The organism is Flavobacterium fructosi, from assembly GCF_042787335.1.
In the GTDB taxonomy this organism is placed as follows: domain Bacteria; phylum Bacteroidota; class Bacteroidia; order Flavobacteriales; family Flavobacteriaceae; genus Flavobacterium; species Flavobacterium fructosi.
Genome location: NZ_JBHZQA010000002.1, coordinates 349,167 through 374,323, shown reverse-complemented (window position 1 = coordinate 374,323; position 25,157 = coordinate 349,167). Strand labels below are relative to the sequence as shown.

At 31.8% G+C, this 25,157-nt stretch carries 18 protein-coding genes and 1 pseudogene; 5 read left to right on the top strand and 14 right to left on the bottom strand.

Annotation, left to right across the window (positions count from 1 at the left end; translation table 11 throughout):
- Nucleotides 1-179 precede the first annotated feature (179 nt).
- The gene (locus ACFX5D_RS04560; protein WP_379857064.1) at nt 180-1,280 is read left to right on the top strand and encodes a DUF4407 domain-containing protein; all 1,101 of its coding nucleotides are present in this window, start codon (nt 180-182) and stop codon (nt 1,278-1,280) included.
- Nucleotides 1,281-1,363: 83 nt separating this feature from the next.
- Here the strand turns inward: ACFX5D_RS04560 and ACFX5D_RS04555 are convergent, their stop codons facing one another.
- Both ACFX5D_RS04555 and ACFX5D_RS04550 read right to left on the bottom strand, forming a co-directional pair.
- Complete coding sequence (locus ACFX5D_RS04555; protein WP_379857063.1) at nt 1,364-2,077, bottom strand: PH domain-containing protein; 714 nt, start codon at nt 2,075-2,077, stop codon at nt 1,364-1,366.
- A 190-nt stretch (nt 2,078-2,267) separates the two neighbouring features.
- Nucleotides 2,268-3,446 carry a glycosyltransferase gene (locus ACFX5D_RS04550; RefSeq protein ID WP_379857062.1) on the bottom strand — a complete coding sequence of 393 codons (1,179 nt, stop codon included), beginning with the start codon at nt 3,444-3,446 and terminating at the stop codon, nt 2,268-2,270.
- A 136-nt stretch (nt 3,447-3,582) separates the two neighbouring features.
- On the opposite strand from ACFX5D_RS04550, the gene ACFX5D_RS04545 reads away from it, so the two are divergent.
- Genes ACFX5D_RS04545 through ACFX5D_RS04535 form a run of 3 tightly spaced genes read left to right on the top strand, consistent with a single transcriptional unit; the run spans nt 3,583 to nt 9,489 of the window.
- A complete protein-coding gene (locus ACFX5D_RS04545; RefSeq protein WP_379857061.1) occupies nt 3,583-6,717 on the top strand; it encodes a hypothetical protein in 3,135 nt (1,044 codons plus the stop codon).
- Entirely contained in the window at nt 6,717-7,955 is a 1,239-nt protein-coding gene (locus ACFX5D_RS04540) for a hypothetical protein (RefSeq protein WP_379857060.1), read from the top strand. Before ACFX5D_RS04545 ends, ACFX5D_RS04540 begins: the two co-directional genes overlap by 1 nt.
- Nucleotides 7,936-9,489, top strand: a complete 1,554-nt coding sequence (locus tag ACFX5D_RS04535; protein WP_379857059.1) for a glycoside hydrolase family 2 TIM barrel-domain containing protein — start codon at nt 7,936-7,938, stop codon at nt 9,487-9,489. The genes ACFX5D_RS04540 and ACFX5D_RS04535 overlap by 20 nt, the downstream gene beginning before the upstream one ends.
- Here the strand turns inward: ACFX5D_RS04535 and ACFX5D_RS04530 are convergent.
- Nucleotides 9,479-10,675 carry a glycosyltransferase gene (locus ACFX5D_RS04530; RefSeq protein ID WP_379857216.1) on the bottom strand — a complete coding sequence of 399 codons (1,197 nt, stop codon included), beginning with the start codon at nt 10,673-10,675 and terminating at the stop codon, nt 9,479-9,481. The genes ACFX5D_RS04535 and ACFX5D_RS04530 overlap by 11 nt on opposite strands.
- A 71-nt stretch (nt 10,676-10,746) precedes the next feature.
- Entirely contained in the window at nt 10,747-12,003 is a 1,257-nt protein-coding gene (locus ACFX5D_RS04525) for an oligosaccharide flippase family protein (protein WP_379857058.1), read from the bottom strand.
- A 219-nt stretch (nt 12,004-12,222) separates the two neighbouring features.
- Between ACFX5D_RS04525 and ACFX5D_RS04520 the strand changes: the two genes are divergently transcribed.
- Nucleotides 12,223-14,283: a tetratricopeptide repeat protein gene (locus ACFX5D_RS04520; protein ID WP_379857057.1), complete on the top strand. Its 2,061-nt coding sequence runs from the start codon at nt 12,223-12,225 to the stop codon at nt 14,281-14,283.
- 557 nt (nt 14,284-14,840) lie between these two features.
- On the opposite strand, the gene ACFX5D_RS04515 is transcribed toward ACFX5D_RS04520, so the two are convergent.
- The 10 genes and pseudogenes from ACFX5D_RS04515 to ACFX5D_RS04470 all read right to left on the bottom strand — a co-directional run.
- A complete protein-coding gene (locus ACFX5D_RS04515) occupies nt 14,841-17,954 on the bottom strand; it encodes an ice-binding family protein (RefSeq protein WP_379857056.1) in 3,114 nt (1,037 codons plus the stop codon).
- Nucleotides 17,955-18,070: 116 nt separating this feature from the next.
- On the bottom strand, nt 18,071-18,778 hold the full coding sequence (locus ACFX5D_RS04510; RefSeq protein ID WP_379857055.1) for a LytR/AlgR family response regulator transcription factor: 708 nt from the start codon (nt 18,776-18,778) through the stop codon (nt 18,071-18,073).
- 13 nt (nt 18,779-18,791) lie between these two features.
- Nucleotides 18,792-19,109 carry an Hpt domain-containing protein gene (locus tag ACFX5D_RS04505; protein ID WP_379857054.1) on the bottom strand — a complete coding sequence of 106 codons (318 nt, stop codon included), beginning with the start codon at nt 19,107-19,109 and terminating at the stop codon, nt 18,792-18,794.
- A 169-nt stretch (nt 19,110-19,278) separates the two neighbouring features.
- Nucleotides 19,279-19,560, bottom strand: coding sequence for an ATP-binding protein (locus tag ACFX5D_RS04500; protein ID WP_379857053.1), 282 nt, complete (start codon nt 19,558-19,560; stop codon nt 19,279-19,281).
- A 21-nt stretch (nt 19,561-19,581) separates the two neighbouring features.
- Complete coding sequence (locus ACFX5D_RS04495) at nt 19,582-22,266, bottom strand: PAS domain S-box protein (protein ID WP_379857052.1); 2,685 nt, start codon at nt 22,264-22,266, stop codon at nt 19,582-19,584.
- A gap of 543 nt (nt 22,267-22,809) precedes the next feature.
- Entirely contained in the window at nt 22,810-23,223 is a 414-nt protein-coding gene (locus tag ACFX5D_RS04490; protein ID WP_379857051.1) for a response regulator, read from the bottom strand.
- A gap of 125 nt (nt 23,224-23,348) precedes the next feature.
- Complete coding sequence (locus tag ACFX5D_RS04485; RefSeq protein WP_379857050.1) at nt 23,349-23,705, bottom strand: MmcQ/YjbR family DNA-binding protein; 357 nt, start codon at nt 23,703-23,705, stop codon at nt 23,349-23,351.
- Nucleotides 23,706-23,709: 4 nt separating this feature from the next.
- Nucleotides 23,710-24,063, bottom strand: coding sequence for a DUF4260 domain-containing protein (locus tag ACFX5D_RS04480; protein ID WP_379857049.1), 354 nt, complete (start codon nt 24,061-24,063; stop codon nt 23,710-23,712).
- Entirely contained in the window at nt 24,060-24,833 is a 774-nt protein-coding gene (locus ACFX5D_RS04475) for a cyclase family protein (RefSeq protein ID WP_379857048.1), read from the bottom strand. Before ACFX5D_RS04475 ends, ACFX5D_RS04480 begins: the two co-directional genes overlap by 4 nt.
- 27 nt (nt 24,834-24,860) lie before the next feature.
- A pseudogene (locus tag ACFX5D_RS04470) lies at nt 24,861-25,091 on the bottom strand (GIY-YIG nuclease family protein); the annotation flags it as partial.
- Between the last annotated feature and the right edge of the window lie 66 nt (nt 25,092-25,157).

Here is a 25,157-nt window from a genome sequence, read left to right as displayed (position 1 = left end):
AGAAAAAGAGCTGTTCATTACGAATGGCTCTTTTTTATTTGGACAAAACAGAACATCGCTCTACTATCTCGAAAAGTCTCTTTTCCTACAGGGCCCAATGCTAATTGAAAACATATCAACTATTTATACCACTATTAAATAATTGGCGTTAAATTTGTAATCAATCAAAATCATCAATCATGTTAAAACAATTTTTTATTCTTTGTTCCGGAGCCGATAAAGAACTTCTTGAAGGCTGCTCCGAGGGCGAACAAACCAAATATATTGGCATTGGCGCCACGGTTTTCTTTACTGCTGTCATGGCTTTTATCGCTTGTGCTTATGCGCTGTTTACCGTTTTTGACAGCATTTATCCCGCTTTACTTTTTGGATTAGTATGGAGTTTACTTATCTTTAATCTGGATCGCTACATCGTTTCTACCATTCGAAAAAAAGACAAATTTAGCAGTGAATTTATACAGGCTACCCCCCGAATTATCTTGGCAGTTATCATTGCCATTGTGATTTCGAAACCATTGGAAATTAAAATCTTCGAAAAAGAGATCAACACCGTTTTATTGAGCGAGAAAAACGCCATGGCTTTGAACAACAAAAAAGAAGTGGCTAACTATTTCAAATCGGATTTGGATAAGAATAAAGCTGAAATCTATAAATTAAAATCGGAGGTTACCCATAAAGAAAAAGAAGTCAACACGCTTTACGAGACCTACATTACTGAAGCCGAAGGAACGGCTGGAACCAAAAAATTAGGCAAGGGACCAGTTTTTAAAGAGAAAATTGCCAAACATGATTTGGTCAAAAAAGAACTGGATACCTTACAAAAAATCAACTTGGCTAAAATTGTAGCCATGGAGCTAAAATCAAAAACACTTCAAGCCGACCTAGACAAGAAAGTAACCGAGACACAACCAATTATTGACAGTTTTGACGGTTTGATGTCGCGAATAAACGCATTAGATAAATTACCTTGGCTGCCTTCGTTTTTCATTATGCTCTTGTTTTTAGCCATTGAAACTTCCCCAATTATTGCAAAACTATTATCTCCAAGAGGAGAATATGATTTTAAACTAGAAGATCTGGAAACGGCATTAAAAGCCACATTGGAACAAGATAAATACCAACGCGCTTTATTGGTAAAAACCAGTGCTTCTATGTATGATAAAGTCTATGGAGACATTGCAGAGGACAAAAAATTGTATGATTTACAGCGAAAAAACACCTCCGATTTATTAGAGTTACAATCTAATAATTTTATAGAAAAACAGAAAAGAACTCTTTAGCTTTAATGTTAGGAAGTCTAAAGTCATAAAGTCAAAAAACAACGTATTACTTTTGCCTTTATGACTTTCGGCCTTAAGGCTAGTTACATATAACTCAAAATTTCTTTTTTGAAAGCATCATATTCGCCTTGTAAAATCAATCCGTTATCCAATAATTTCTTATAGTTCTGTAATTTATCAAATAGCTTGTCTTGTGACAAAGCACTTAATCCGCTTTCTTTTAAAGTCTCAGCTATTGTATTTAATTGCTCTTTTTCCATATTAAAAATGGGTGGAGTAACGGGCATTATTTCAGCAAAACTGGTCACTTCCTCGGTTTCTACTTCTTCAATAATCTCAAATCCTTCTTCTGTAGAAATCAAAGGAACCTCTTCAATAATTATTGCATTGAGTGCAGCTCCGCTTTTTAACACGTCTAATTGTTCATTGGCGTACGTGAAAATTTTTCTGGCTTGAATTTTCGGAATATAATCAATCGAAACCTCCATGTTGGTTCTGGTTGTAAACGAAAATTCTGAACCCAGAATGTTTTCTTTTACAAAAGTGCCCTCTATCTCGTCCCACGTATAATCAATAAAATTCATAGAAAGCCCAAGATTTTTTGGCTGACAGATGATGATTCTCTTGTTTGTCAAAACAATACTATCTGGTAAAACGGTAATTGCTGGTTTTTTTTGAACAGCAATATAACCGATCTCCTCATTTTTCATCAATAAATCACTCAATTTTGAAGCGATTTTTTCTATGGCTTTTGGATCTTGTTCTTCGTTTAAAAACTTTTTAAATTGTTCTTTCATTTTATGCTGAATTTATTTCAGTATGTGAAGTTGTTTTTTTTAATTCCTTCGCAAAAGTAATGCCTATTTATTAATTCATAGATTTCAAGTTGCCTTTTCTTTGTTAAAGTTTTGAAAACCAAATGAAATCCATAAAAAAAGAGATCATACAAATTGTATAATCTCTTTGAACTATAATTTAAAAGTAATTTTATTTGTAATGAATTGCAATTTGACCGATTTGAAAAATGATTTTGAAGGAATCCTTAAATGAAAGTTTGGAACCATCCACATGAACCCATCTGTTTAATGGTTTCTCGCATACTAATTTCTTTGTTTCTTCAGCTCCATATATTTTTTTCATTCGCATGAAAATTTCAACATCAAACAACCATTTTGTCAAGAACTTTTTTTGGAATGTTTTTTCAATAATTTCTTTACTCATGATTTTGGCACCACATTGTGTGTCTTTAAAATCCATTCCTAAGGTTTTTCTAATAATAAAATTAATTATCTTGCTAAAAATTGCTCTTGCTGATTCTTTAGCTATGTATGCCCCCATTCTGTTGATACGGGATCCACTAACGATTTTATAATTTGAATTGGATATCGTTTGAACTAAATCCTCAAAATCTTCAAAATTAGTTGATAAATCAGCGTCCAAGAAACCTATATAATCAAATTGGGTTTGCTTCGCTAAATGCAACATTCCCAGTCTGACTGCTTCGGCTTTACCTCCGTTTTTTTCGCAGTCATAAATACTAATATACTCTTCCTTTCCTTTGCGTAACTCTTGTAACACTTCGAGCGTCTTATCTTTACTGCCATCATTTACAAAACACAAATGATATCCTAAATTTTTATGGACAAATTTTTTGAATTCATCACCTGATAATCTCGATTCTTCATTATAACAAGGAATCACTACACCTACACAATTATTTTGAATTAACCGATTATTATTATCAACAGAACTTTCTTTACGTACGCCTATGAGTCTTTTGACTCTTGCCCCTATCTCATTAAGGCTTAAAGGTTTTTTCATATAATCTGAAACACCTAATTCAAATCCTTTTAAAATAACATCTTCGTCATTATTACCGGATAAAATCATAACAGGAATTTCATGTTTTTTAATCACTTTTATATATTTGACAATCTCTAACCCTGCTGCCTTTGCATTATTGTCAATTGTCTGATCAGCATCACTTACAGTATTAAATACTGGCATATTAATATCGGCAATGACAAGATTTGGTAAAAATTCATCATATTCAGCAATAGCATCAAAAACATTGTTGGCGCTTCTTACTTCATAACCTAAATCTGTCAAACATTTTTCTAAAGAAAGCAAAACTAATTGTTGGTCATCGACAATAAGTATTTTCATTAATTTATGATTTTATAATATTAATATTGAGCAAATATAGTTTGTTTGCTTGATAGTTTCTAAATATTAGACCAATGGCACCGAATGTATAGATGAATGGATTGATTCATATCGACATTTAAAATCTCACTAATACATGTTAATTACTTATATTTACAACTTTGATAACAATAAATTTTTAGTGAAAGAAAAATCCAATAAATATTTAATAGCAGCAATTTTAATAGGACTCGTATTTCACTCCAGCGCGATCTTTTTTACTTTAGAAAATACTTATGATGCTTTGATTCATTTGTTTTTTGCTAATCATTATGCTCATAGCTGGTTTGAACCTTGGAACTACAGCTGGTACACCGGTTTTACAGTAATGAGTTATCCTCCCTTGGTTCATCAATGTATTGGTATTTTATCATTAATCGGTGGATTAAAATTTGGACTGTTCTCGGTCGCGATAATTGGCATTCTACTATTTATAACAGGAATCTATCGTTTTTCATTGGTTATGACAGGCAACAGAACAGTAGCGGGATATACTGCTCTTTTAGCCGTCTTTTCTTCCTCCTTTGTGGAAACACTTCATATTTTTGGGCAATTACCCAGTATTATTGGAATTTCAGTTTTAATGCATTCCTTGCCGGAAATCTATTTATGGATTAAAACGGGTAGCTATAAATACTTTTTTTCTTCCATCTCTTTAATAGCTGTAACGATTTGCTCTCATCATGTGACACCACTTTTCGGAATGATTTTTTTTATTTTCCCTCTAATCGGAATGGTTATTATGGACACCTCGAGAGAAAAAGTGAAAAATTACAAAGAAGTCACCTTTAAAATTTTCTTGCAATCCTTCCTTACCTTATTCAAAAGAATTGTACTTTTTGGGGCCACATCTGTATTTCTTATCGTTTTTTGTATTTTACCTTATTGGATAAATTCTAAAAAAAATCCAATTACACAAGTTCCTATTCCACACGGAAGCAGGGATAATTTTATTGAAGTCACCTCTTCTGGCCTGATGTTCTTTTTGATTCCATGGGGAATTTTACTGTTCTTTTTACCTTATATTCTATATCGATATTACAGCAAACGATATCTGTTTTTTGGATTATCACTGACATTATTAACAATCCTAGGAACCGGAGGCACCACCCCTATACCGTTAATGGTTTTAGGGAAAAATGCCTTTAACATCCTGACATTAGACAGGTTCACATTATGGGCATCTATTATGAGTTTACCCATGTTTGGAGAATTTGCATACCGATTTGTTGAAGGTGATTTAAAAGAAGCGCTACAAAATAAATTTGGATCTGTATATTATAAAGTTTTAGGCGGATTGATGGCGGGAGCCTTTTTATTGATGACAGTTTTAACAATTACAATGGGATATTTCAGACCATTTCAGCCACAAAAAATAAACACATTACCCATAATTAATTTCCTAAATCAGGATCAGCACGATCAATGGCGTTATTTGCCTCTGGGTTTTGGAGATCAAATGGCAACTTTATCGTACCAAACTAAGGCTCTTACAGTTGACGGAAACTACCATTCTGCCCGTAGGCTTCCTGAATTGACTTCTAGAGCGGTTGAACGTCTGGAAAATTCAAAATTTAGAGGCGTGGAAGGCATCGGATCATTACAACAATTCCTTACCGTTCCTGAAAAATACAACTTGAAATATGTTTTTTCAAATGATAAATTTTATGATCCTATTTTATATTTCTGTGGCTGGCATCGATTAACATTACTTGAAAATGGAATCATGGTATGGGAAAAGCTAAATATTCTACCGTTATCTAAAATCCTTCCCATGGAGGATGTACCGGTTTACCAAAAATTAATGTGGGGAATTATTCCTTTATTATCGGTCCTGATTGCATTTGTATTAAACATTCAAATGATTTTGTATCAAGCTCTAAAATTAAAACCAGCGTCTTCTCCTGTTTTCTTTAATTTTAAAGTTTCATATACGACCTTTTCAAGAAAACTAATTATAATTTTACACGTGTGGGCTGTTGCTTTACTTCTAATTATTGCGAGTTTCGTTTATAAATTCTACATTAACAATGCCCCACAAATAAGCCCAGAAAACGTCGTTAGATCTTACTACGATGCTATTGATTTCAAAGAATTTGAAAAGGCTTACTCTTTTATGAATCCGCAAAGCAAATTGTCAATTTCTCAATTTATGCTCGAAACATCAGTGGCTGATGGTATATTGAATTCCTATGCTAAATTAGATGCTATTGATATTACTATTTTACACCAAACAAAAGACAGAGCTAAAGTATTGGTAAAAACAAAATGGATTACTCCGCTCGAAATCATAGTTAAAGAATACACTCATAATGTGGCAGAAGCAAATGGAAAATGGTTTATTAACCCAGTACAGCTTGATTTAGATATTCCGCCGGATCAGTTTGTTTCTACTAATGGAACGGGATTTTTTAAGCATGGCCGAAGAGTAATTTCGACCCAGCAAACTTATCATGATGATGAATTAAAACAACCGGTTCTTGAAATTCTTTCCGCAAAACTTATCAAAATCAACAACGAATATATGATAATAGGCGAGGTTCAAAACGTAGATAATTTTCCTGCGGACGTAACATTGAAAGCAACTTTGTATGACAAAAACAATAAAAAACTAGCTTCACATAATGCTAAATATGTTATAAAACACAAATTAATGCCAAAAGAAATCACCAGTTTCAAAGTAAATTTTGAAGACATTGCTTGGCTAAAAAACACAGATGTAAAACCGACAACGTTTAATCCCAATGAATTTACCCCCTTAGAAATCATTAAAATTCCAGCAACATTTGACATTCAATGTGCCGGAAATATTGCCATCACTGATCTATATTCGCAAGTTGGATTATCCGATTTAGAAATTACCAAAAAACATTTAAAAGGGACATTATTTAATTTTGGAATCCAGGAAGTAACTATCCCGGAATTATTAATTTCGTATTTTGACAGTACTAAAAATTTACTTTATGTGGACCATTTCTTTGTACGAGAGGGGTTAAGAGTGGAGAGAAAACAATATTTTGACTATACTTTTATGGATTTAACCAACATAAAACTTTTACAATCCTCTTTGCAAAATTGCTTTGTAAACGGATTATCTAACGAATCAATTGGTAAGGAGGTTGTTCCAAATAGAAATAACAACAGTGAAAAAGAACAATTACAAAAGGTAAAAGGCAAAGGTTATGATTTCATCAAAATAGAAATTAACAATTATATTGGAAATCCACGATAATGAGAAAATTAGTTTACATCACCTTTTTAACATCAATCGTCCTTCTTGTGGCTTTTGGCACTTCACTGGAAACAACAAAAAAAGCAAATTTTATACTAGATACAAAAACTAAATTTTTTGTAGCAGGAACGGAGGTGAAAATTCAATTTACATCTAATTTACAAGCCACCGTCCCGCAGCTTTACATAGTTCATTCCTATGGCAAAACTTTAATACAAGGAACTAATAAAAATGGCAAACTGACATTTAAGCTACCACAAATTTACTTCAATAAAACGGGCATTGTATCCTGGTTTTTAATTTTTAATGAAGAAATAGTAACACAAGGTGTTTTTGAAATCAAACCCAATCGAAACAAACAAACTCAAATTGAAAATTATTTAGGGCCTCGAAGTATTTTAGCGGGTGGAAAACAATTCACGATGATGGTAGTCGTTCCAACGGATGGGCTTGACAATCCAGTTATAGAAAATACGCCCGTACTAATCAAAAATCAATTTTCCAATAACATTACAATTGATGCCAGAAAAACTAAAGATTTCATTGCTTGGAAAAATATATTCTCTGATAGACAGATCGGCAAAATTTTATTTTCAACAGAATGCAAAAATATAGTTACAAAAGAAATCGACACAGAAGTCTGCCCTAATATTGCCTCTAATTTCAGCATCCATTTTACACGGAATCACGAATTTGCAGATGGCAATCAAATCACCACTTTATCTACATCAATAATTAAAGACCCATTTGGCAATATCGTTAGTGATGGTACTTTAGTCACTTTTATTATCATTAATCAAAAAAGTATAATTTTAAAGACTTTTGGAACAACAATAAAAGGAATTGCAACAGGTCAATTATTACATCCTGATCATCCCGATTTGTACGACGTAAAAGGGTATATCACTGGGATTTCAGAAAGTAACTCTTTGTTTATTAATTACAAACCCATATTATCAACATTCAATTATATGTTTTCTGATCAAAACAGAACAATTACTGTAGGACCATTAAAAAGTTTTATGAACCAACTAGTTCCTGATGGAATAAAAGTTACTGTAAAAATCATTCACGAAAACAAATTAGTCGCCACTTTACAAGAAGATTCATCAAACGGAATTACAACTTTTCACATTTTGGCTGATTTTTACAAAGCAAAAAATTATCGTTTTGAAATTACTACCTTGGGCATTACTCAAAAATCAGAAATAAAATACTATGACCCTAATAAACAATAGAAATATTACCCGAGCAGTTCTTATAATATCGTTTACTGTTATAAATATTTTGTTACTCCTCGGCATTAGCAAAGTACTCGATTTTTTAAATTCTGGTGCTGATAGAACTTCTATGCTGCATTTAGAAAAAGAAACCATCAATATCTACTTACCAAAAGTAGTTTGGGAAAGCACTGTCAATCCCGGAAGAGTTATGGAACTAAACACTTTAAAAACAATCGAAAAAGATTATCTTTTTTCGTGGTATGTTAAAAACAAATCGCTACAAGAAAATTCAAAGTCAGGAATAGCCGATTATTACACCCAAAATACACGTCAAAATTTATATAACACATTAAAATATAATATCAAGAATGAAATTACGATTGAAAGCACCACTTTAAAACACAATCCAAAATTAGACTTTTATAGTGCCGATGGCCAGTTAGTCGTTTTCACCGATAAAAATGTCGTCGAATTTCAAAAAGTATATCAAAAGAAAAAATTAATTACAGCAGTTCAGGACACAGCAACTTACAAAGTAATGATGTTGCTTGAAGATGGTTTTTGGAGAGTGCGACATCTCCAAAGAATAGAAAAAACAACATTTCATTTGGATACAGTAAAATCGCAGCCTATGTTTAAAATAATAGGAAATAAAATCACTAAAAACAATGTCGATTTTACGATTAAGGGAATTAATTATTATCCAAAAAATTCTGCTTGGGATACTTTTGGCACTTCTTTTAATACAAATACAATTAGCAAAGATTTTGATATTATAAAAAATGCAAAACTAAATACAGTTCGGATTTTTATTCAATATGATGATTTTGGCAAAGCCGAAATCAAACAAGAAAAAATGGATAAACTCAAAAAAATATTGGATTTAGCCGCAACTAAAAACCTTTTTGTAATCGTTACTCTTTTTGATTTTTATAGCGACTATACGTTGGAAAACTGGACTTTAACTCATCGTCACGCAGAAAAAATTGTTTCAACATTTAAAGACCACAAAGCTATTTTAGCTTGGGATTTAAAGAACGAACCCAATTTAGATTTTGAAAACAGAGACAAAAGCAATGTCCTGAATTGGTTGGAACACATGATTTCTGTTGTTAAAGAAAATGACCCAAATCATTTGGTTACTATAGGTTGGTCAAACTCTACAGAAGCAACGCATTTAGAAAAGCAAGTTGATTTTGTTTCTTATCATTTTTACAATGCAATTGAAGATCTGGAAAAAGAAATTAAGACTTTGGAAAAAATCACCAAAAAACCCCTCGTTATTGAAGAATTTGGAGTTCCCTCGTACAAAGGAATATGGAACTTGAGAGGTTCTAATGAAGAAGAACAGGCACAATATCATAAAAAAATGCAAGCATTATTCAAAAAGAATAATCTTGCATTTATGTCGTGGACCTTATATGATTTCCCTCACGTTCCGGATCAAGTTGCAGGTAAATGGCCTTGGCAAAAGAAACGACAAAAACGTTTTGGATTTATTGATATTAATGGAAATAGGAAGCCTTCCTTTTTATACATTAACCATTAACCCATCTTATTATTTTATCGTAATTAACTTGCTTAAAATCGCGAATATACATCTGAACTATTTTATCCATAGAAAGTTCACAAGCTGCCCTGTAGTTTGTCTCCGCTAGTTTTCGTCGGTAATCGTCGTCCTTTAAAATTGTTTCAATAGCTTTTGCAAGTGATTCTGTACTTTCAGGATTAAAAAACTCTCCTATATATCCTTCTTCTTTTACTAAAATACTTAAATCACCTAAATCCGGCATAACAACTGCCTTACCATAACTACCCGCTTGGTGCAGAACGCCAGAACTTCCAGTAGTAGAAGTATATGGAAAAACGACCATTGTACTTTCATTAAAAACTGTAGCAACTTCATTTTCTTCAATATAACCCGTGAAAATAATACCGGGAATATGAGCATATTTTTCTTTAACTTCTTGTAAATATCCGGGAGTATTAGGACTATCTGTTCCGGCAATTACAATTTCTATTGCTTCATCACTGTTTTTTCTAATTAATTCAACTGCATCTATTAATATTTCAACTTTCTTATAAGTCCCGAATTTACCAAATGCCATTACCTTTTTAGGACCTTCAGGCAAATCAAAATTGGGGTTTTTTGGAATTTCGAAGGTACCATGAGGAATTAATATTACATTATCAGTTTTGTATTTTTCATTTAAAATCTCTACATATTTACTAATTGTCACCGCTACTTTATCTGCTTTGAGAATACATTTAGTCAAACATGTTCCGATCAATTTATATGTCTTCTGGGCAATTTTATTACTTGTAAAACCCGCATTTTCGAGATCTACTTGTTCTAATATGTTGTGCAATAAAACAATTGTATTAAAACCAAAAAGTCGCAAAATCATAGGTATCAATAACCCCAAAGCTGCAGGAACTTTTTTATCTCCAAATTTTACAAATTGTAAATTGAACAAAACAGCGTCTGGCTTCTCTTTGAAAATAGTTCTACAGATGGTGAATATATTTGCATAACTATTAAATTCCCAACACTCTTTAACAGATACTTTAGTACTATTTTTAAAGTCCAGTTGTTTTGGCTCTTTTGTTTTATCGGTAATCAAAAGCAACTGTGAAACTTCTGTTCTTTGCACAAAATTTTTCACCAAATGATAACCATATTCATTCAGGGTTACTTTGCTGGGAGGGAATGATGTTATTACAGCTACTTTCATTGGTTCTTCATTTTCAACACTGTAAATATCTTTATTCATATGATTTTTTTTTATTTTTTTCGACGAATGGTTTATTTGTAAAGACGAGCATTCTTTTTATTATGATTAAAGAAAAAACACAGCTGAAAAAACAGCAGTATCAACATAGCAATAATTTGCATTTCTACTACTTGTTGAAGAGAATTATGAAATAAAACTATTAGTCCAATTTGCGCGAGTCCCAAGACTGCAGAGATAATAACTGGTATATATTTATTCATGGATAAAAAATAATACGCAAAGATGTTTGCAATTGCAAAAACAGAAGTCGCCAATGCATATTTCCATAATAAAAAAGCAATAGAAATATACTTTTCTCCAAACATAACCTTAACTACAAACGCAGGAAACAAAAAAGTAAAAAGGATAATTCCTACTGATAAAACAGCAATGTATCCTACATATTTCATTAGAATGGGCAACGTGTCTTTACCTTCTTTTTTTAATAATATAACCTTTGGCAGAAGCAACATTACAAACATCCACGCAACGAAATAAACAACTCTTCCTATTAATGCTAAAGAAGCATATAAACCCGCCTCTTTACTATTGAAATAGTGTTTTACCAAAATAATATCACTATTGTTTATAATGATCTGTGTTAATTCATAAAAGGCTGTTAGTGCAAAAAAAGTAACGATACTCTTTGTATCTAAAATTTCATTTGTTTTGGAAATATTTGTTCTGATACCGATGCTTTTCTGAAAGGGAAAAAGACCAAAAACAAGTGACATTGATATTCCCGCAGCCACAGCCACTGATGTGGGCAAAGTGGGAACCAAAAGAACTAGTGCCACTGTTAAAAATAAACGGCTTACCATTTCTGTTATATAAGTAATTGACATTCTGTTCAAATCATTTCCACCTTGATACAGTCCTCTGTTTACACTCATCAAAAAATACAAAGGAATTCCCATTGCAAAAAGAATAAACATTGCTGCTGTTTTGGTATGAAAAAGAATCTGAAGTTCCTCATTAAAAAACAGTATTATTGCTCCAAAAATAACACCAAAAAAAACTGCAAACTTTGTCACCGTAACAACAAAGAGTTGCAATTTTTGATTTTCATACAAAACCGCATATTTTGCAACAACAATTTGAAAAGTCATTCCCAAAAACGACAGTATCAGCAGAAAAGTGATTAAAATTGCTGCATCCGAAAATTCACTTGGTCCAAGAATTCTACCCACTAATAAGTTATAAATATAATTTCCAGCATTAACAACTAACATTGTTAACATAAAGACATGGTCTGAACTTAATTTTTTAGGAATTGAAGGAAAATTCAAAAGAGGCAATTTTAAGAATAATAGTAACAATAGTACAAAAAAAATAATGTGAAATAAAATTAACCTCAAACTATATTTTAATAGTTCCCGTCATGAACACAATTAAAAAAACATTGTTCTTTGAAATCAAATAATTGTTCGATGAAAAACATTTTACTATAGTTCAGATGTGATCCCTTTATCCTAACTTGCATTGAAATAATTAAAGTATAATACCGAATGACATTTTTAAAAAATTTAGTTTTTATTGTTCTAATTTGTTGCAGTTTCAGTAGTAGTGCTCAAGATATGAGTGAAGGTTTTAGCCATCTTGAAAACGGAGAATTTGGCAAAGCCGAGATATTTTTTGATACTATTTTAAAATCCTATCCCCAAAACAAAACAGCAAGACTTTGTTATGCCAGAGCAATTGGTTTAAACAGTCAGCCTGACAAAGCTTTAAATCTTTTTATAAATTTAAAAAATGAATATCCTGGTGATTTAGAAATCGAACTAAATTATGCTGAATCTTTACTTTGGAACAAAAAATTTGCTGAAGCTAAAGCATTTTACAGTATTTTGGTTGAAAGAAATCCAACTAATTTTGTTGCTAATCTTGGCTATGCCAACACACTTTCTAATTTAAAAGAGTTCAAAGATGCTCTTTTTTATGTTAATAGAGCGTTAGAAATTTCACATGCAAACCTTGGCGCTTTAATTTCTAGAAAATATATAAAATTAGGGTATGCCAATCAGAAGGTAAGTGAAAAATTATATAGCGACGCAGAAACCTTTTATAATGAAATTTTAATCGATTTCCCCAATGATAAGGAAACGCTCTTAAACAAAGCCAATTTATTTTTAATAACTAAAAATATTACTAAAGGAAAACAAACGTATTCTCTGATTGCGAAAAATGACCCAATAATTGCATTAAAGGGCCTGTCCCTAATTGAACATATCGACGGAAAAGACAAAAAAGCTTTAGCTTTAGCTGAAGAAGCAATCCGAAAAACGAAAAGTAGCAACGATGAAAATATAATTAAACAAACACAGGAACGCTATGTTCAGGCTTTAATTTGGAATAAAAAATATATACTAGCTGAACAAAAAATAACTGAATTAAACACTAAATATGCGAATGAAAATTGGTTACTGGCTCTATCAGCAACTTTAGCAACTTACCGCAGCGATTTTAAAGAAAGCATACAATACTACTCCACTATTTTAGAAAATGATTCAAAATCTTTTGATGGAAATCTTGGAATTGCAAATGCTTATTATGCCACTGGCGAGATAACTAACTCCATTGATGCCGTTGCTAAAACTTTGGAAATTTTCAAAAATCAAAATGATGCCGAAAACTTCTTAAAAAAAATCAAGGAAGATTATACTCCAACTTTAGAAGAGAAGCTAAGCTATTCCTTTGATAACGGTAATAACACCGCAATTAGCTCTCGTACGAATGTGATTTTTCCTTTATCGACAAAATGGTCTATAAACACAGCATATCAATTTAGAAAAACCGGTAATAAAGTAACTAATGTTACAGCAAATACAAATGATATGCTGATAGGAATTGGTTATAAATTTTATCCTCAAATCAATTTTAATTTGGAAGCGGGTATTACATCTGCCAATTCAAAAGCCGGTAAGTATACGCAATCATTGATTAACCTTTATTTCAAAATAAAACCACTTAAATTGCAAGATTTAGAAATAGGATATAAACGTGATTTACAAAATTTTAATACTGATTTGATTGAAAAACAGATTGCCGCAAACAATTATTATTTGAACTACAATATTGGCAGTAATTTTAATTTGGGATGGTTTACCCAGTATTTCTACACCACTCAAACAGATAATAACACTAGAAACTTACTTTTTACCTCACTGTATTATAATTTCATGTCGCAACCTGTTTTGAAAGGCGGTTTTAATTATCAGTTCATCTCTTTTAAAGATCAGCTGCCAACAGTTTATTTTAGTCCAAAGAAATTTAATGCTTTTGAGATCTTTGTTGATTTCTTAAAGGATGAAAAAATAGCACTAAGCAAATGCTGGTTCTATAATGTAAATGCAGCGGTAGGGTATCAATTTATAGAAGAAAATGACAAGCAACTTACTTATAGAATTCAAGCTCGTTTTGGCTATAAATTCTCTGATCGATTGTTAGCCAATCTTTATGGTGGACGCAGTAATATTGCATCTGTCTCTGTTGCTGGATTTACCTATACGGAAATGGGACTTCGCTTAAAATGGAATCTATTTGACCGCACTGTTTTCGAACTAAAATAGCCATACTTACTAAAATTTTTAAACCAGAAAGAGGCTTAACAATAGGCAGCCTCTTTGTTTTTACGCTAAACTCAAAAACGGTTATGATTATTGTTATTGCACGCCTTGAGTTCCATTGCTTGTTCTTGCTTAATGAATTGATTTTTATTTATTTATACGCAACTAATTTTCCACTACAGTATTTTTAAGACATGCAGTTACTTAAATTTAAAAAACATACTACCAAGGTTATGAAAAGCTTGAGGGACTATGATCTTAATGAAAATTAGTGCTTTCACAATTTTTTAGTGCCTGTTTTATAATGAAACTTTAATTTCTTAATCCACTGTTCTAAAACAAATAAATACACCTTGATTTGCAGATAAGTAGAATACATTTCTACAATGCACAGCAAACCAACTAATTGCTAAATCGTAAACTACAAAAGAGGTATCGGTAAATGGTAAATATCGGTGTAAAACAACAATGTTTCTGTTTCTATAATAAAGTAATAGCAAAAATTATAGACCAAAAAAAAGCGATCCAATTGGATCGCTTTTTCTTACGTTGCGGTATTCTTAGTTAATTATAAATTTGCTTTGGAATGTTTCATTTTGTTTTGTTTTAACAATAAATAGGTAAACCCCTTTAGCTAAATTATCTAAAGCCACTTGTATTTCATTATTAGATGGCATTATTTTATATTCTTTGGTAATTAGAATTCTTCCAGAAAGATCCAGTACTTTTACACTTGCACTTTCGGTTATTTTAGGTAGTACAAGTGTAGTGGAAAGCTGGCATGGATTAGGATAATTATATATATTCTTTCCAAATCCATTTGCAAAATGAGCTGTACTTAAAGAACTTGCATTTTTAAACACTAATTGAGACACATTAATCTCAAAAGGTTGAAAAGCTTTGTAATTTCCTTGGACAGAGAAAACAAGTCCTTTAATTTTTTCGTTGTTGTATTTTTGACCTTTTGGATTAGTAAACTTGTCAAAAAGAACATTCAAATCTGAAATACTTGAATTTGCTGGAAGCTGAAAACGCAATCGATCATTCCAGTCTGTTGTATGATCTGTTACTAAAACTACCTCAACAGGTAATGAATTTTGGATTTTAAAACCTATTGCAGTGTATGCCTTTACATCAAAAACTAATTCCCCTGGAAGAATATTTCTAAATAAATTCATCGTCCCGTAAACACTTCCGCTAACAGCAGCATTTCGTTCTATAGCATATTGATCGCTTGTAATTCCAGTATTTACCTTGTTATCAATTTTAAATGATGCAATTGTAGTTTCTAGTTTAGAATAATCCAATCCCCAAGGTCCATCAGCTAAATACAATGCGTCAATTTGTGCTGATTTATTTCCTATTACGGAGAAACCAATATCAAATATACCGCCTAAATCTGTTACTACCTCTTGCTCGTAAGAACCAGACAAGCTTATGTTTTGAGATACAAACTCAGTTGCAGATAATTCAGTGGCTTTTTTATTTCCTTCGAAAATTAAATTTGAAGCACCCGATTTATTAATTAAAGAAAGATGCAATTGCCCATTTTTGTAAAATCCCTTTTTTACAAAAACGGTTGGAATTCTGTTGCTAACGACATCAGCACTAACAGTTCCTTTTGCAGTAAATTTTGCTAAAATATTATTTGCAATACTACTCACTTGTCCCATAGAAGAACCCCAAATTTGAAAATTAAGATAATCCCCCGCTGGATACTGAGTTAAGTTCCAGTAACTATGTAATTTATTTTCTGTAGGTAATTGTTGCATAGAAAAATTCAAGGCATATTCAATTAATCCATTGGCTCTTTTTAATTTTACCATTATGATTTCATACCCATTTAAACTAATCGTTCTGATATCTTCTAAAGAAGAACTATTTAAACGATCACAAATCGCTTTTGAATGGCTATAAATACCTCCAACAGTTTCTGTTGCTAATACTGCCGCAACACGGCTTGCCCCTTCATAATAATCTACTGAATACACTTGTTTTGCATTAGTAATTCCCAGTAAATCAGTTGGACTTGAAACGTAAGTTGTTTCAGTTCCATACATTCCAGTAGTAGGAAGTAAACTTGACAAATCTGTTCCCGTTGTTTTACCTGTTAAATTAGCAGCCACAAAAAACTTATTTTGCAATTCTTTTTTATCAGCAAAACTGTTCGATTTTATTCTATTAAAGTTTCTTTTAGCGATAAGTGTTGCTAAATCTCCATTGCTCTCTAAACCTCCATTATTTGCTGAAGAAACATCAGTGGCACTACTTACATCTGCAACATTATTTGTATCAAAAGCTTCAAATGGAGCTGCTGAAACGTAAAAAATAGCGTCATTGAAATCATTATCACAAGACGAGTAATCTCTTCTTACATCCTCGAATCCTAGAATTATTCTTCGGTTTTCTATGTCTTTCAAGAGTACATTATGTTGTCTTAAATTTGAGTGGGCCTCCGGATTAAAATTTGGGTTAGAAAATAATTTCGATAGTCCATCGGTCACATGAGTATCATCCCATCCATTAGCTAAAAGTACCCATCCTATTCCTGTTCCTGCATCAAAATTTCCAATTTTGACTTTGTTTCCAGTCAATAAACTACCACCGCTTCCCTCAGCTGAAACATTAGGAAAAACAATTGTAATGTCAGTCGCGCTTGGAGCTACTGTTGGGGGATTATTAATATTGTAGGTGTAAAATCCTAAAACATTTTTATATGCTGTATCTTCGGAAACAAATGTTACCCATACATCCGCATTTGTTTTTAACCGTAAATCGGTATCATATTCTGAAGAAAGGTATTGAGGATTATAAGTTGGAACAGGATAATTTTCTGGCAATGAATTTTTAATTAAATTAAGTGATTCTGTGGTGACAATATCGCTTGTAGCAAAATACTGTGGTGTACCATCTGCAGTGTAGTTGCCTAAAAAATTATAAGAAGCGTTATCTGGAGAGATTGTCGCATTTGTTTCATAAATGGAAACGGCTCCAACATTTGAATATAAGCTTCCGTTTAACGTACAGCCGGCCCCCATAGAAACAGCTCCATCATATCCTATGAAGGTACCATTCATTGTACTTCCTGCAGCCATAGCAACTGCACCGTTTGCAATCCAAATAACATTTGCAGCTACTGCACCATTAGTCAAAATAATAGCTGTATTGGCAGCAGCTGAAAGCGCTCCTACTATTTTAAAAATAAACAAAGCGTTTGGATTTCCCCGAGCATCTAATGTGAGAGACCCAATAATAGATGCCGCTGCTCCAGCAGAATAAACACCGGGCAAAAGAGTTTCGCCATTTCCGTAAGTCGTGCTGTGATTCGTTACTGTTGCACCTGTATTTTGAAGTTGAACGCAGGCTGCATTTAAATCTGAAGCAGCTTGTGCGGTTACTATATTGACATTCTCTATTGTCCCATCTACAGTTGTAGGTGCTCCAAAACCGGAGATCGCACCAATATTTGCGCCAACTTTCCCTTTTAAGGTAGAAGTACCCGTATTTGAGATCGCTCCAATTCCAGAAAAAAGGACAAATTTAGCAGCTGTACCAAAATTAGGTTTGGTTTGAGCATTTACTTTACTTTCAAATCCAAAAATGAATAAAAAAGAAATAAAACCAATAAAGCTTAAAAATAAATTTTTATTTTTACACTGTGTAGAGTTCATCATATATTTTGCATTTAAATTATTCTTCGAAATTAATGAATTAAATCCAAGTTAAATTTATTTACCAGCTTATTTCGTACTTTCTATCGCCGAAATACGAATTTGTAACGACGAACTGATTATAACAAATTTAATCTTTTCATTAATTCTGGTCTATTAGCGCGACTAACAGGAATCACATCTTTGGCTATTAACACACTATTATCCTCAATATCAATAATTTTATTGGTATTAATTAAAAAGGAACGATGCACTTTTAAAAATAAATCCTTAGGTAATTTATCTTCAATTTTTTTTAGGGTAGAGTGAACAATATAATTTTTGCTTTCTGTTTTTATATGGATATAATCCCCTTTCGCTTCTACTATATTTATCGATGGTATTTCGATTTTTATCAATTTACGGTCTATATTGATGTAAAACTCATTTGCGTTGTCCTCTACATTTAGTTTTATTTCTATTGGTTTAGCTGTGAATATATAGGCATTAGCTTTTTGAATTGCTTTATTCAAACGATCTTCTGTAATTGGTTTGACCAGATAATCGACAATGCACTCATATTCAAACGCGTCAATAGCAAAATTTTTATCTGAAGTAACCAAAATTACTTTTGCAGGATTTTTTAAACTTTGAATGAAATCAAAACCCGTAAAATCAGGCATATGGATGTCTAAGAAAATTAAATCAACTGCATTGTGGTTCAAGAATTTTATAGCCTGAATAGCATTGGGGAATTCTTGAACTAATTTAAGTTCAGGATAGCGAGTGATCATCTGGGACATAATTGCTCTTGCCATCTCTTCGTCATCAATAATAATGCAATTCATACTGCAAGTGGTGTTACAAACGGTTTACAAACTCTTGCATGATATTTAAAATATTTTCAAAATCAGCGTTCAAACTTGTTGAGTTATTTTTTAGATTACCTTCATATTCTTCAGCAATATAATAACTTTTTTCTAAACCAAGTATAGATATTTTATGCTTTAGTTTATGAACCGATTGTGTAGCCTTGGAAAAATTGCTATTTTCCATTTCTTCTCTGTAACCTTTTATTTCATTTGGAAGTTCATTTTTAAGAATACCAATTAATTTACTTTTAAATTCAATATTGTCTTCCGAAAGTTCGTCGATGTATGTTAAATTAGGCTGTTCCATTGTTTTTTAGTATTGTAAAATAAAAAGTTGTTTCAATATTTTCTTGACTTTCCAGCCAAATTTCACCATTATAGTAGTTAATAATTTTTTATACAATAGAAAGCCCTATTCCTTAGGACGCATCATAATTTTCTAATTTAGAAAAAATATCAAAAATTTTAGTCTGGCACTATTGCGGAATGCCGATTCCGTTGTCTTTTATATAAAAACTGATTTCAGTATCACTTTCTGAATTTCCAATTTCGACAGTGATTTTTTCTTTATCATTGTATTTGATGGCATTTTGTATCAAGTTTTGAAATAGCTGTTTATATCTAAAGTCATTTCCAAATACTTTGGGCAATTGATTATTTACAGTAATTTCGACATGTTCACAAATATGAATAGTCCTTAAAATCTCATCAATCAAAATATTTAGATCAATTATTCCATCATCATTTTTTAATTTCAAAACCTAAATGATTTTCATAATTTACTTATTAAGTTTTACAAAAAAGGTAGAACCTTCACCTAATTCACTTTCAATCCAAATTTCACCTTTATAAGAGTCGACGACTTTCTTAACAATTGAAAGCCCTAGTCCAGTTGAATGCTGACTTTTTGTATAGGATTGAAAAGTATTAAATATTTTTTTTTGATGTTTTTTTGCAATTCCAACACCATTATCTTTGATTGAAAAAACACAATGATCATCAAATTCTTCCGAAGCTATTTCCACTAAACCTGCTTCCCTTTCAATATAATTAACAGCGTTCCCTATTATATTTTGAAACAACTGTTGAATTCTATAACGATCTGCTTTAATAATCGGCAGCTTATTTTTTAGAGTAATAGTGATATGTTTTGGAATGTGAATAATATCAACTATACCTTGTATAATTTGATGTGTGTTTACATTTTCTTTGACCATATCCTCTTTATCAATTTTTGAATAAGTCAAAATGCCTTCAATTAAATGATCCATTTTTTCCACTTTATGTTCAATCATAGAAAAATATTTTAAGGTTTGATCACTAAATTCTCTATCACTATCCTCTTTTATCCATGAAATCAAAGAATGAATACTTCGCAAAGGCGATTTTAAATCATGAGAAACTATTTGTGCATAATCTTCCAGCTCTTTGTTAGTTTTTGCTAAACTCTCTAGTAATTCTTCCCTTTGATTTTCTAATAATTTTTTGTCAGAAATATTTTCTTCTATAGCAAAAAACCGGACTATTTCACCCTTTTTATTATATAAAGCTTGTCCTTGGATTTTGACCCAATATTTTTCTCCCGTTTTAGAATAATTTAAAATTTCACAATTAAAGGGTTGCCCTTTACTAATTTGATTTTTTAAATAATCAGTGGTTTCAGGATCTGTTTCTACTCCTTGCAATAGGCACTGTGGATTAACTCCAACTAACTCTTTTTTAGTGTAACCCGAAATTTTTTCAAAACTGGAATTAACCCACTCAATCCTGCCCCGTATGTCAGAAATTACAACTGAATTTATATTTTTTTCAGCAATTAGAGAGAGTAAATAGAGTCTTTCTTCCTGTTCTTTTTGTTCAGTTATGTCTAGATGTATACCTATTGAACCAATAATTTTTCCATTAACATTATAATTTGGCGCGCCGCTTATTAACCAATGCCTTTTTTCTCCTTTTTTGTTTTTCACCTGTACCTCATACGAATCTGTCACCCCTCGAGTACGCAATTCATTTTTAGTTTCAATAAGCACTTTATTTTCTTCAGATAGAAATGTAGTTGATGCCTTTTTCCCAATTAGCTCTCCTGAAGTATAACCGCTAATTTCACAGAAACTATGATTTACTAAAGTGATCCTATCGTTTTCATCAACCTCAATTAAGCCTAAATTCATATTAGCAATAATATTGCTGTATTTCTCTTTTTCGTTTCGTAGTATTTCTTCGTGTTTTCTTTTTATCGTAATATCAACGTAGGACCTTAGATTACCTTTATAAATACCGTCTCTAAAAACTGGAATATAACTTCTCTCCAGAAACCTTCCGTCAACAAGCTCTAATTCTTCATTATAAACTGGTTCATTAATTTTGAATATACTATTCAATCTTTCTACATATAAATCGGGATTTTTGAAAAAGCGTTTTGAATCCTGAACAGAATTAGAACAATCCATACCGACTAAAGTATTCGGATCTTCTAGAAAATCAAACATGCTGCAGAATTTTTTATTGGCAAGTAAAAGCTTTCTGTTTTCGTCTTCTAAAATAATACCAGTTTGCAAATTGACAATAAGAAATGAAAGCCTGTTTTCAGACTCTAGTAATTTAAAATCCGCATGCTTTTTTTCGGTTATATCCTCTATCATCGCAAAATACTGACTAACGTTTCCTGCTGAATCTAAGACAGGTTGCCCTTTTGTTTTAGTCCAAAAATAGCTGCCATCTTTTCGACCATGAACTAATTCTACATCAAATTTTTCGCCTTTAATAAATGGGCCAGTCATTCTCTTTAAGTCCTCTCTATTTGTGTACTCGCATTTTCCAATCTCAACAGGAGTTCTTCCTATAACTTCTTCTTTAGAAAAACCTGTCAATTTTAAATAAGCATCATTACACCAAAAAATCACACCATTAGGTTTAGTAAAAACAACTCCATTCTCGTTAGCACTTGCAACAAGTGAAAGCTTGTTTAACTCGTCCTGATCATTTTTTAAATCTTTTTTTTGATTATTAATTTTAATCAATGATTCTTTTAATTCTTGGGTAGTAATTTCTTGCGTTTTTAAAACCTGAAGCAGGTCTAGCAAGGGATCATGGAAAGCGAAATCATGGAACGTCAGTTTTCTTTCACTAACTTGATTTATTGAGACAAACCAGGGGGAACCTACAAATAAAATAGAATCATCATGGAGTTGAAATTGACCTCGTAAATCAATATCTTTAATAGAGGTTCCTAAAACGACAAGTTGATCAAAAATTCCTATTAAGTCTTCAAAAGTTGGATTTTCAACAAAAGGTCTTTTAACTTCAAAAGTTGAATTAAAATTGTCATTTATAGTAATTGACGGTAAAGTCTTGGCTAAACTTTTACCAAGCCCTCTTATTTTTAATTTAGAATCAATTAGAATATAAAAAGGAAATAACTTATTGAAGCTATCTTCATCAAAATTAAATCCTAACTTTTCCATGCTTTTTTTTACCAAATTACATTAAAAATTTCATCTTAACAACCTTCGTCGCGAGTTTGAATTAAATTAATTTTGACAGGAGTATTGTACATTACTCCCAATCCACGAATAAGCCCTCTTACGAAGTCGTGAAGTCCCTTTGTTTTTGAAAAATAATGCTATTAATGCTATTTTCAGTAACATCACTAATTTTGAATTCTGGAGGAGTCAGCTTTGGATAAATCACCATTACTCGATTTTGAAAAAGACGTGATTTGATTGAAAATTCTTTTAAATAATCGCCTTTCGCTTTTATTAATCTTCTTTATTTATCCCTTGTTTTCTTTAAGAACCAACATTCTCCAAAGGCAATTAAAAAGGCACTCAAGGTCTTTCTTCAGAAACTACTTGAGCTAACTTAAAAACGATAGCTTTATCATAGGGCTCACTACTTATAAAAAAATCTACATCATTCCACTACGAATTTCAATTGCTTCCCATTTATCCGCACCAAAATTGGGCGTTACTAATTCTTCAATAGATTTATTTACAATCGCGTAGATCTTATTGAGATATTAACTCATTACAACTCCAGTATTCTAACAGACGTTTTATTCTGTCAATATAATCATCATATTTAAGCGGTTTCAATAAATAGCCTGCAATTCCTATTCTGTAACATTCCAATACATCTTTTCTATTGTTTGATGTTGTCAAAATTATCGCCGGTATATACTTTAAATATTCGTCTGCTTTTAATATTGTTAAAAATTCAATCCCATTAATTTTCGGCATATTCAAGTCTAAGATTATGATATCAGGGATAACTTCTTTAACCTCCAGAATAGCCAATGCCTCTTCTCCATTGTTTGCTTCCACAATTTTATGTTTAACATCCAAGGTACTCAAAACTCGATTGAATTTCATAACCTCAATTGCATCATCTTCAATTAATAAAATGTTTAGTGATTTACTCATTTTTCGCTATAAGGATTGTAATGTATAAAAATAGATAGATTTTAAATAAAATAACGCTGTTTTTCGACAAAAATAATTTTAATATAGCCGAATAACAATAAAGTTTAGATGAATCGAAACCATAATCAAAGCTCCAGCTGTATCTTCTTAGTTAAACTCTTGTGCACTAAGTCGTAGGAATGATCAATTAATTCTTTAATTAGTAAATCCGGAACAGATTTATTAATCGCAATTGTATTCCAATGAATTTTACTCATGTGAAACCCGGGTTTGATGTCATCATATCTTGCCCGTAATTCCTGAGCAAGGTCCGGATCACATTTTAGATTGACGGATGGCTCCTCTTTTTCCCAATGCATCAAAGACGACAACGCAAACATTTTTCCGCCAACTTTAAACACCATTGTATCTTCATCAAAAGGAAAATGCTCAATTACTCCTTTTTTGGAACCACAATATTCGTAATACATTTCAAGGTTCATTGTTTTATTTTTTTCCTATTTCGTCCAAATGAGAATAATTAAACCCCGTTTCATACTTCAAACCATAACCAAACATTCGATCCATTGAAGAGTGGGAAAATATAATTACTCCTGAAAGTTGAATTGATGAATTTGAAGAATAAATCCCACTAAAATACAATGCAATGGCAATTCCTCGATGATGAAACAAATTGTAACAGAAAGCTTCTGTTTTATTTCCAAAAACATACCCAATCATGGATAAATCCGGAACTAAAATTAAAACCAGAAACCACCACCTAGCATAATCCAATAGATTGAAAAGATAAATTCCTAGCATAAATAATCCTAATTCTTCTAGTTTTAATGTGTTTTTCATAGTATTTTATATAACACCGGCTTACTCGGACTTGCATCATTTTCAAAAGATGCGATTTGCAAATTCAGTAAATAACTGCCGTCCTTTACTTCACTAGCAACAAAAACCATTTCCGTAATCGTGCAGTCCAATCTCGCATCTGCATTCAAATCATTGACATTTGTTACATTCCAAAACGCTTTGTGCGCTAATAATCTTCCGGCGTCATATTCTTTATCGACACTTGGTAAATCAATCAGTAAATGTTGTATACCGCTTTCGCGAATGAAACGCGCAGCAGTTTCATCCAGATATGGCGGATTTGTATTCGAATATTTTAAATGTTTTTTTGATTCTAAATTCGGTAACGTCCTAATAATTATTGCTTCGGAAGTCACGCTGAGCGAAGTCGAAGTGCTCAATGCTTTTTCAATCTGACTTTTAGTAATCACTAAATCTTCACCCCTAATTTCTGGCTCTATCGAAACCAATTCAGCCAAAAAGAAAAACTGTTTCAAAGATTGATTAATACTGTAAAAATCCCTTGTAATATGCCCCACACATTCTGTATGCGTTCCATGTCCATGGGGATTAAAAAAAATATTATTAAAATTCGTAGACGATTTCCCTTCAGAAACTTTTCCTATCCAATCCCCAAAAATAACGGGTTCAATTACCGGCTTCTCAATATACCAAGCAATTGGATTTTCATCGGTATTCGTTAATGAAATCGAAATATCAATGGGTTTTGACAGGTCTACTTGATATTTATTATCGATAACTGCTAGCATTTATGCTGAATTTATTTCAGCATCTCATCATGAGATACTTTGTAAGTTCAAATATAAATCTTTTAATTCAGGATTTGAAAGTTTTGCAATATTCCATTTCCAGTCTTTATGCCAATTTTCAAGTTGTATTTCCCTTTTAAAAGCATCGCTTAAATCATCAAATACTTCAAAATAAATTAAAATAGTAGCATTATATTTTTTTGTAAAAACTGCGCCTATCCCATTTCTATGACAATCAACTCTATTTTTTAGATTTTTGGTTGCTCCTACTTATAAAACCGTAACATTTTTATTAGTCAAAATATAAGTAAATCCTTTTTCCAT

What these genes read in the sequence shown, in the direction of transcription:
- ACFX5D_RS04530 (WP_379857216.1), bottom strand. Translation starts at nt 10,675, where the DNA reads ATGAAAGTAGCTGTAATAACATCATTCCCTCCCAGCAAAGTAACCCTG.
- ACFX5D_RS04510 (WP_379857055.1), bottom strand. Translation starts at nt 18,778, where the DNA reads ATGAATTGCATTATTATTGATGACGAAGAGATGGCAAGAGCAATTATG.
- ACFX5D_RS04480 (WP_379857049.1), bottom strand. Translation starts at nt 24,063, where the DNA reads ATGAAAAACACATTAAAACTAGAAGAATTAGGATTATTTATGCTAGGA.
- ACFX5D_RS04545 (WP_379857061.1), top strand. Translation starts at nt 3,583, where the DNA reads ATGTTAATTACTTATATTTACAACTTTGATAACAATAAATTTTTAGTG.
- ACFX5D_RS04505 (WP_379857054.1), bottom strand. Translation starts at nt 19,109, where the DNA reads ATGGAACAGCCTAATTTAACATACATCGACGAACTTTCGGAAGACAAT.
- ACFX5D_RS04535 (WP_379857059.1), top strand. Translation starts at nt 7,936, where the DNA reads ATGACCCTAATAAACAATAGAAATATTACCCGAGCAGTTCTTATAATA.
- ACFX5D_RS04520 (WP_379857057.1), top strand. Translation starts at nt 12,223, where the DNA reads ATGACATTTTTAAAAAATTTAGTTTTTATTGTTCTAATTTGTTGCAGT.
- ACFX5D_RS04495 (WP_379857052.1), bottom strand. Translation starts at nt 22,266, where the DNA reads ATGGAAAAGTTAGGATTTAATTTTGATGAAGATAGCTTCAATAAGTTA.
- ACFX5D_RS04485 (WP_379857050.1), bottom strand. Translation starts at nt 23,705, where the DNA reads ATGAACCTTGAAATGTATTACGAATATTGTGGTTCCAAAAAAGGAGTA.
- ACFX5D_RS04540 (WP_379857060.1), top strand. Translation starts at nt 6,717, where the DNA reads ATGAGAAAATTAGTTTACATCACCTTTTTAACATCAATCGTCCTTCTT.
- ACFX5D_RS04475 (WP_379857048.1), bottom strand. Translation starts at nt 24,833, where the DNA reads ATGCTAGCAGTTATCGATAATAAATATCAAGTAGACCTGTCAAAACCC.
- ACFX5D_RS04560 (WP_379857064.1), top strand. Translation starts at nt 180, where the DNA reads ATGTTAAAACAATTTTTTATTCTTTGTTCCGGAGCCGATAAAGAACTT.
- ACFX5D_RS04550 (WP_379857062.1), bottom strand. Translation starts at nt 3,446, where the DNA reads ATGAAAATACTTATTGTCGATGACCAACAATTAGTTTTGCTTTCTTTA.
- ACFX5D_RS04490 (WP_379857051.1), bottom strand. Translation starts at nt 23,223, where the DNA reads ATGAGTAAATCACTAAACATTTTATTAATTGAAGATGATGCAATTGAG.
- ACFX5D_RS04515 (WP_379857056.1), bottom strand. Translation starts at nt 17,954, where the DNA reads ATGATGAACTCTACACAGTGTAAAAATAAAAATTTATTTTTAAGCTTT.
- ACFX5D_RS04555 (WP_379857063.1), bottom strand. Translation starts at nt 2,077, where the DNA reads ATGAAAGAACAATTTAAAAAGTTTTTAAACGAAGAACAAGATCCAAAA.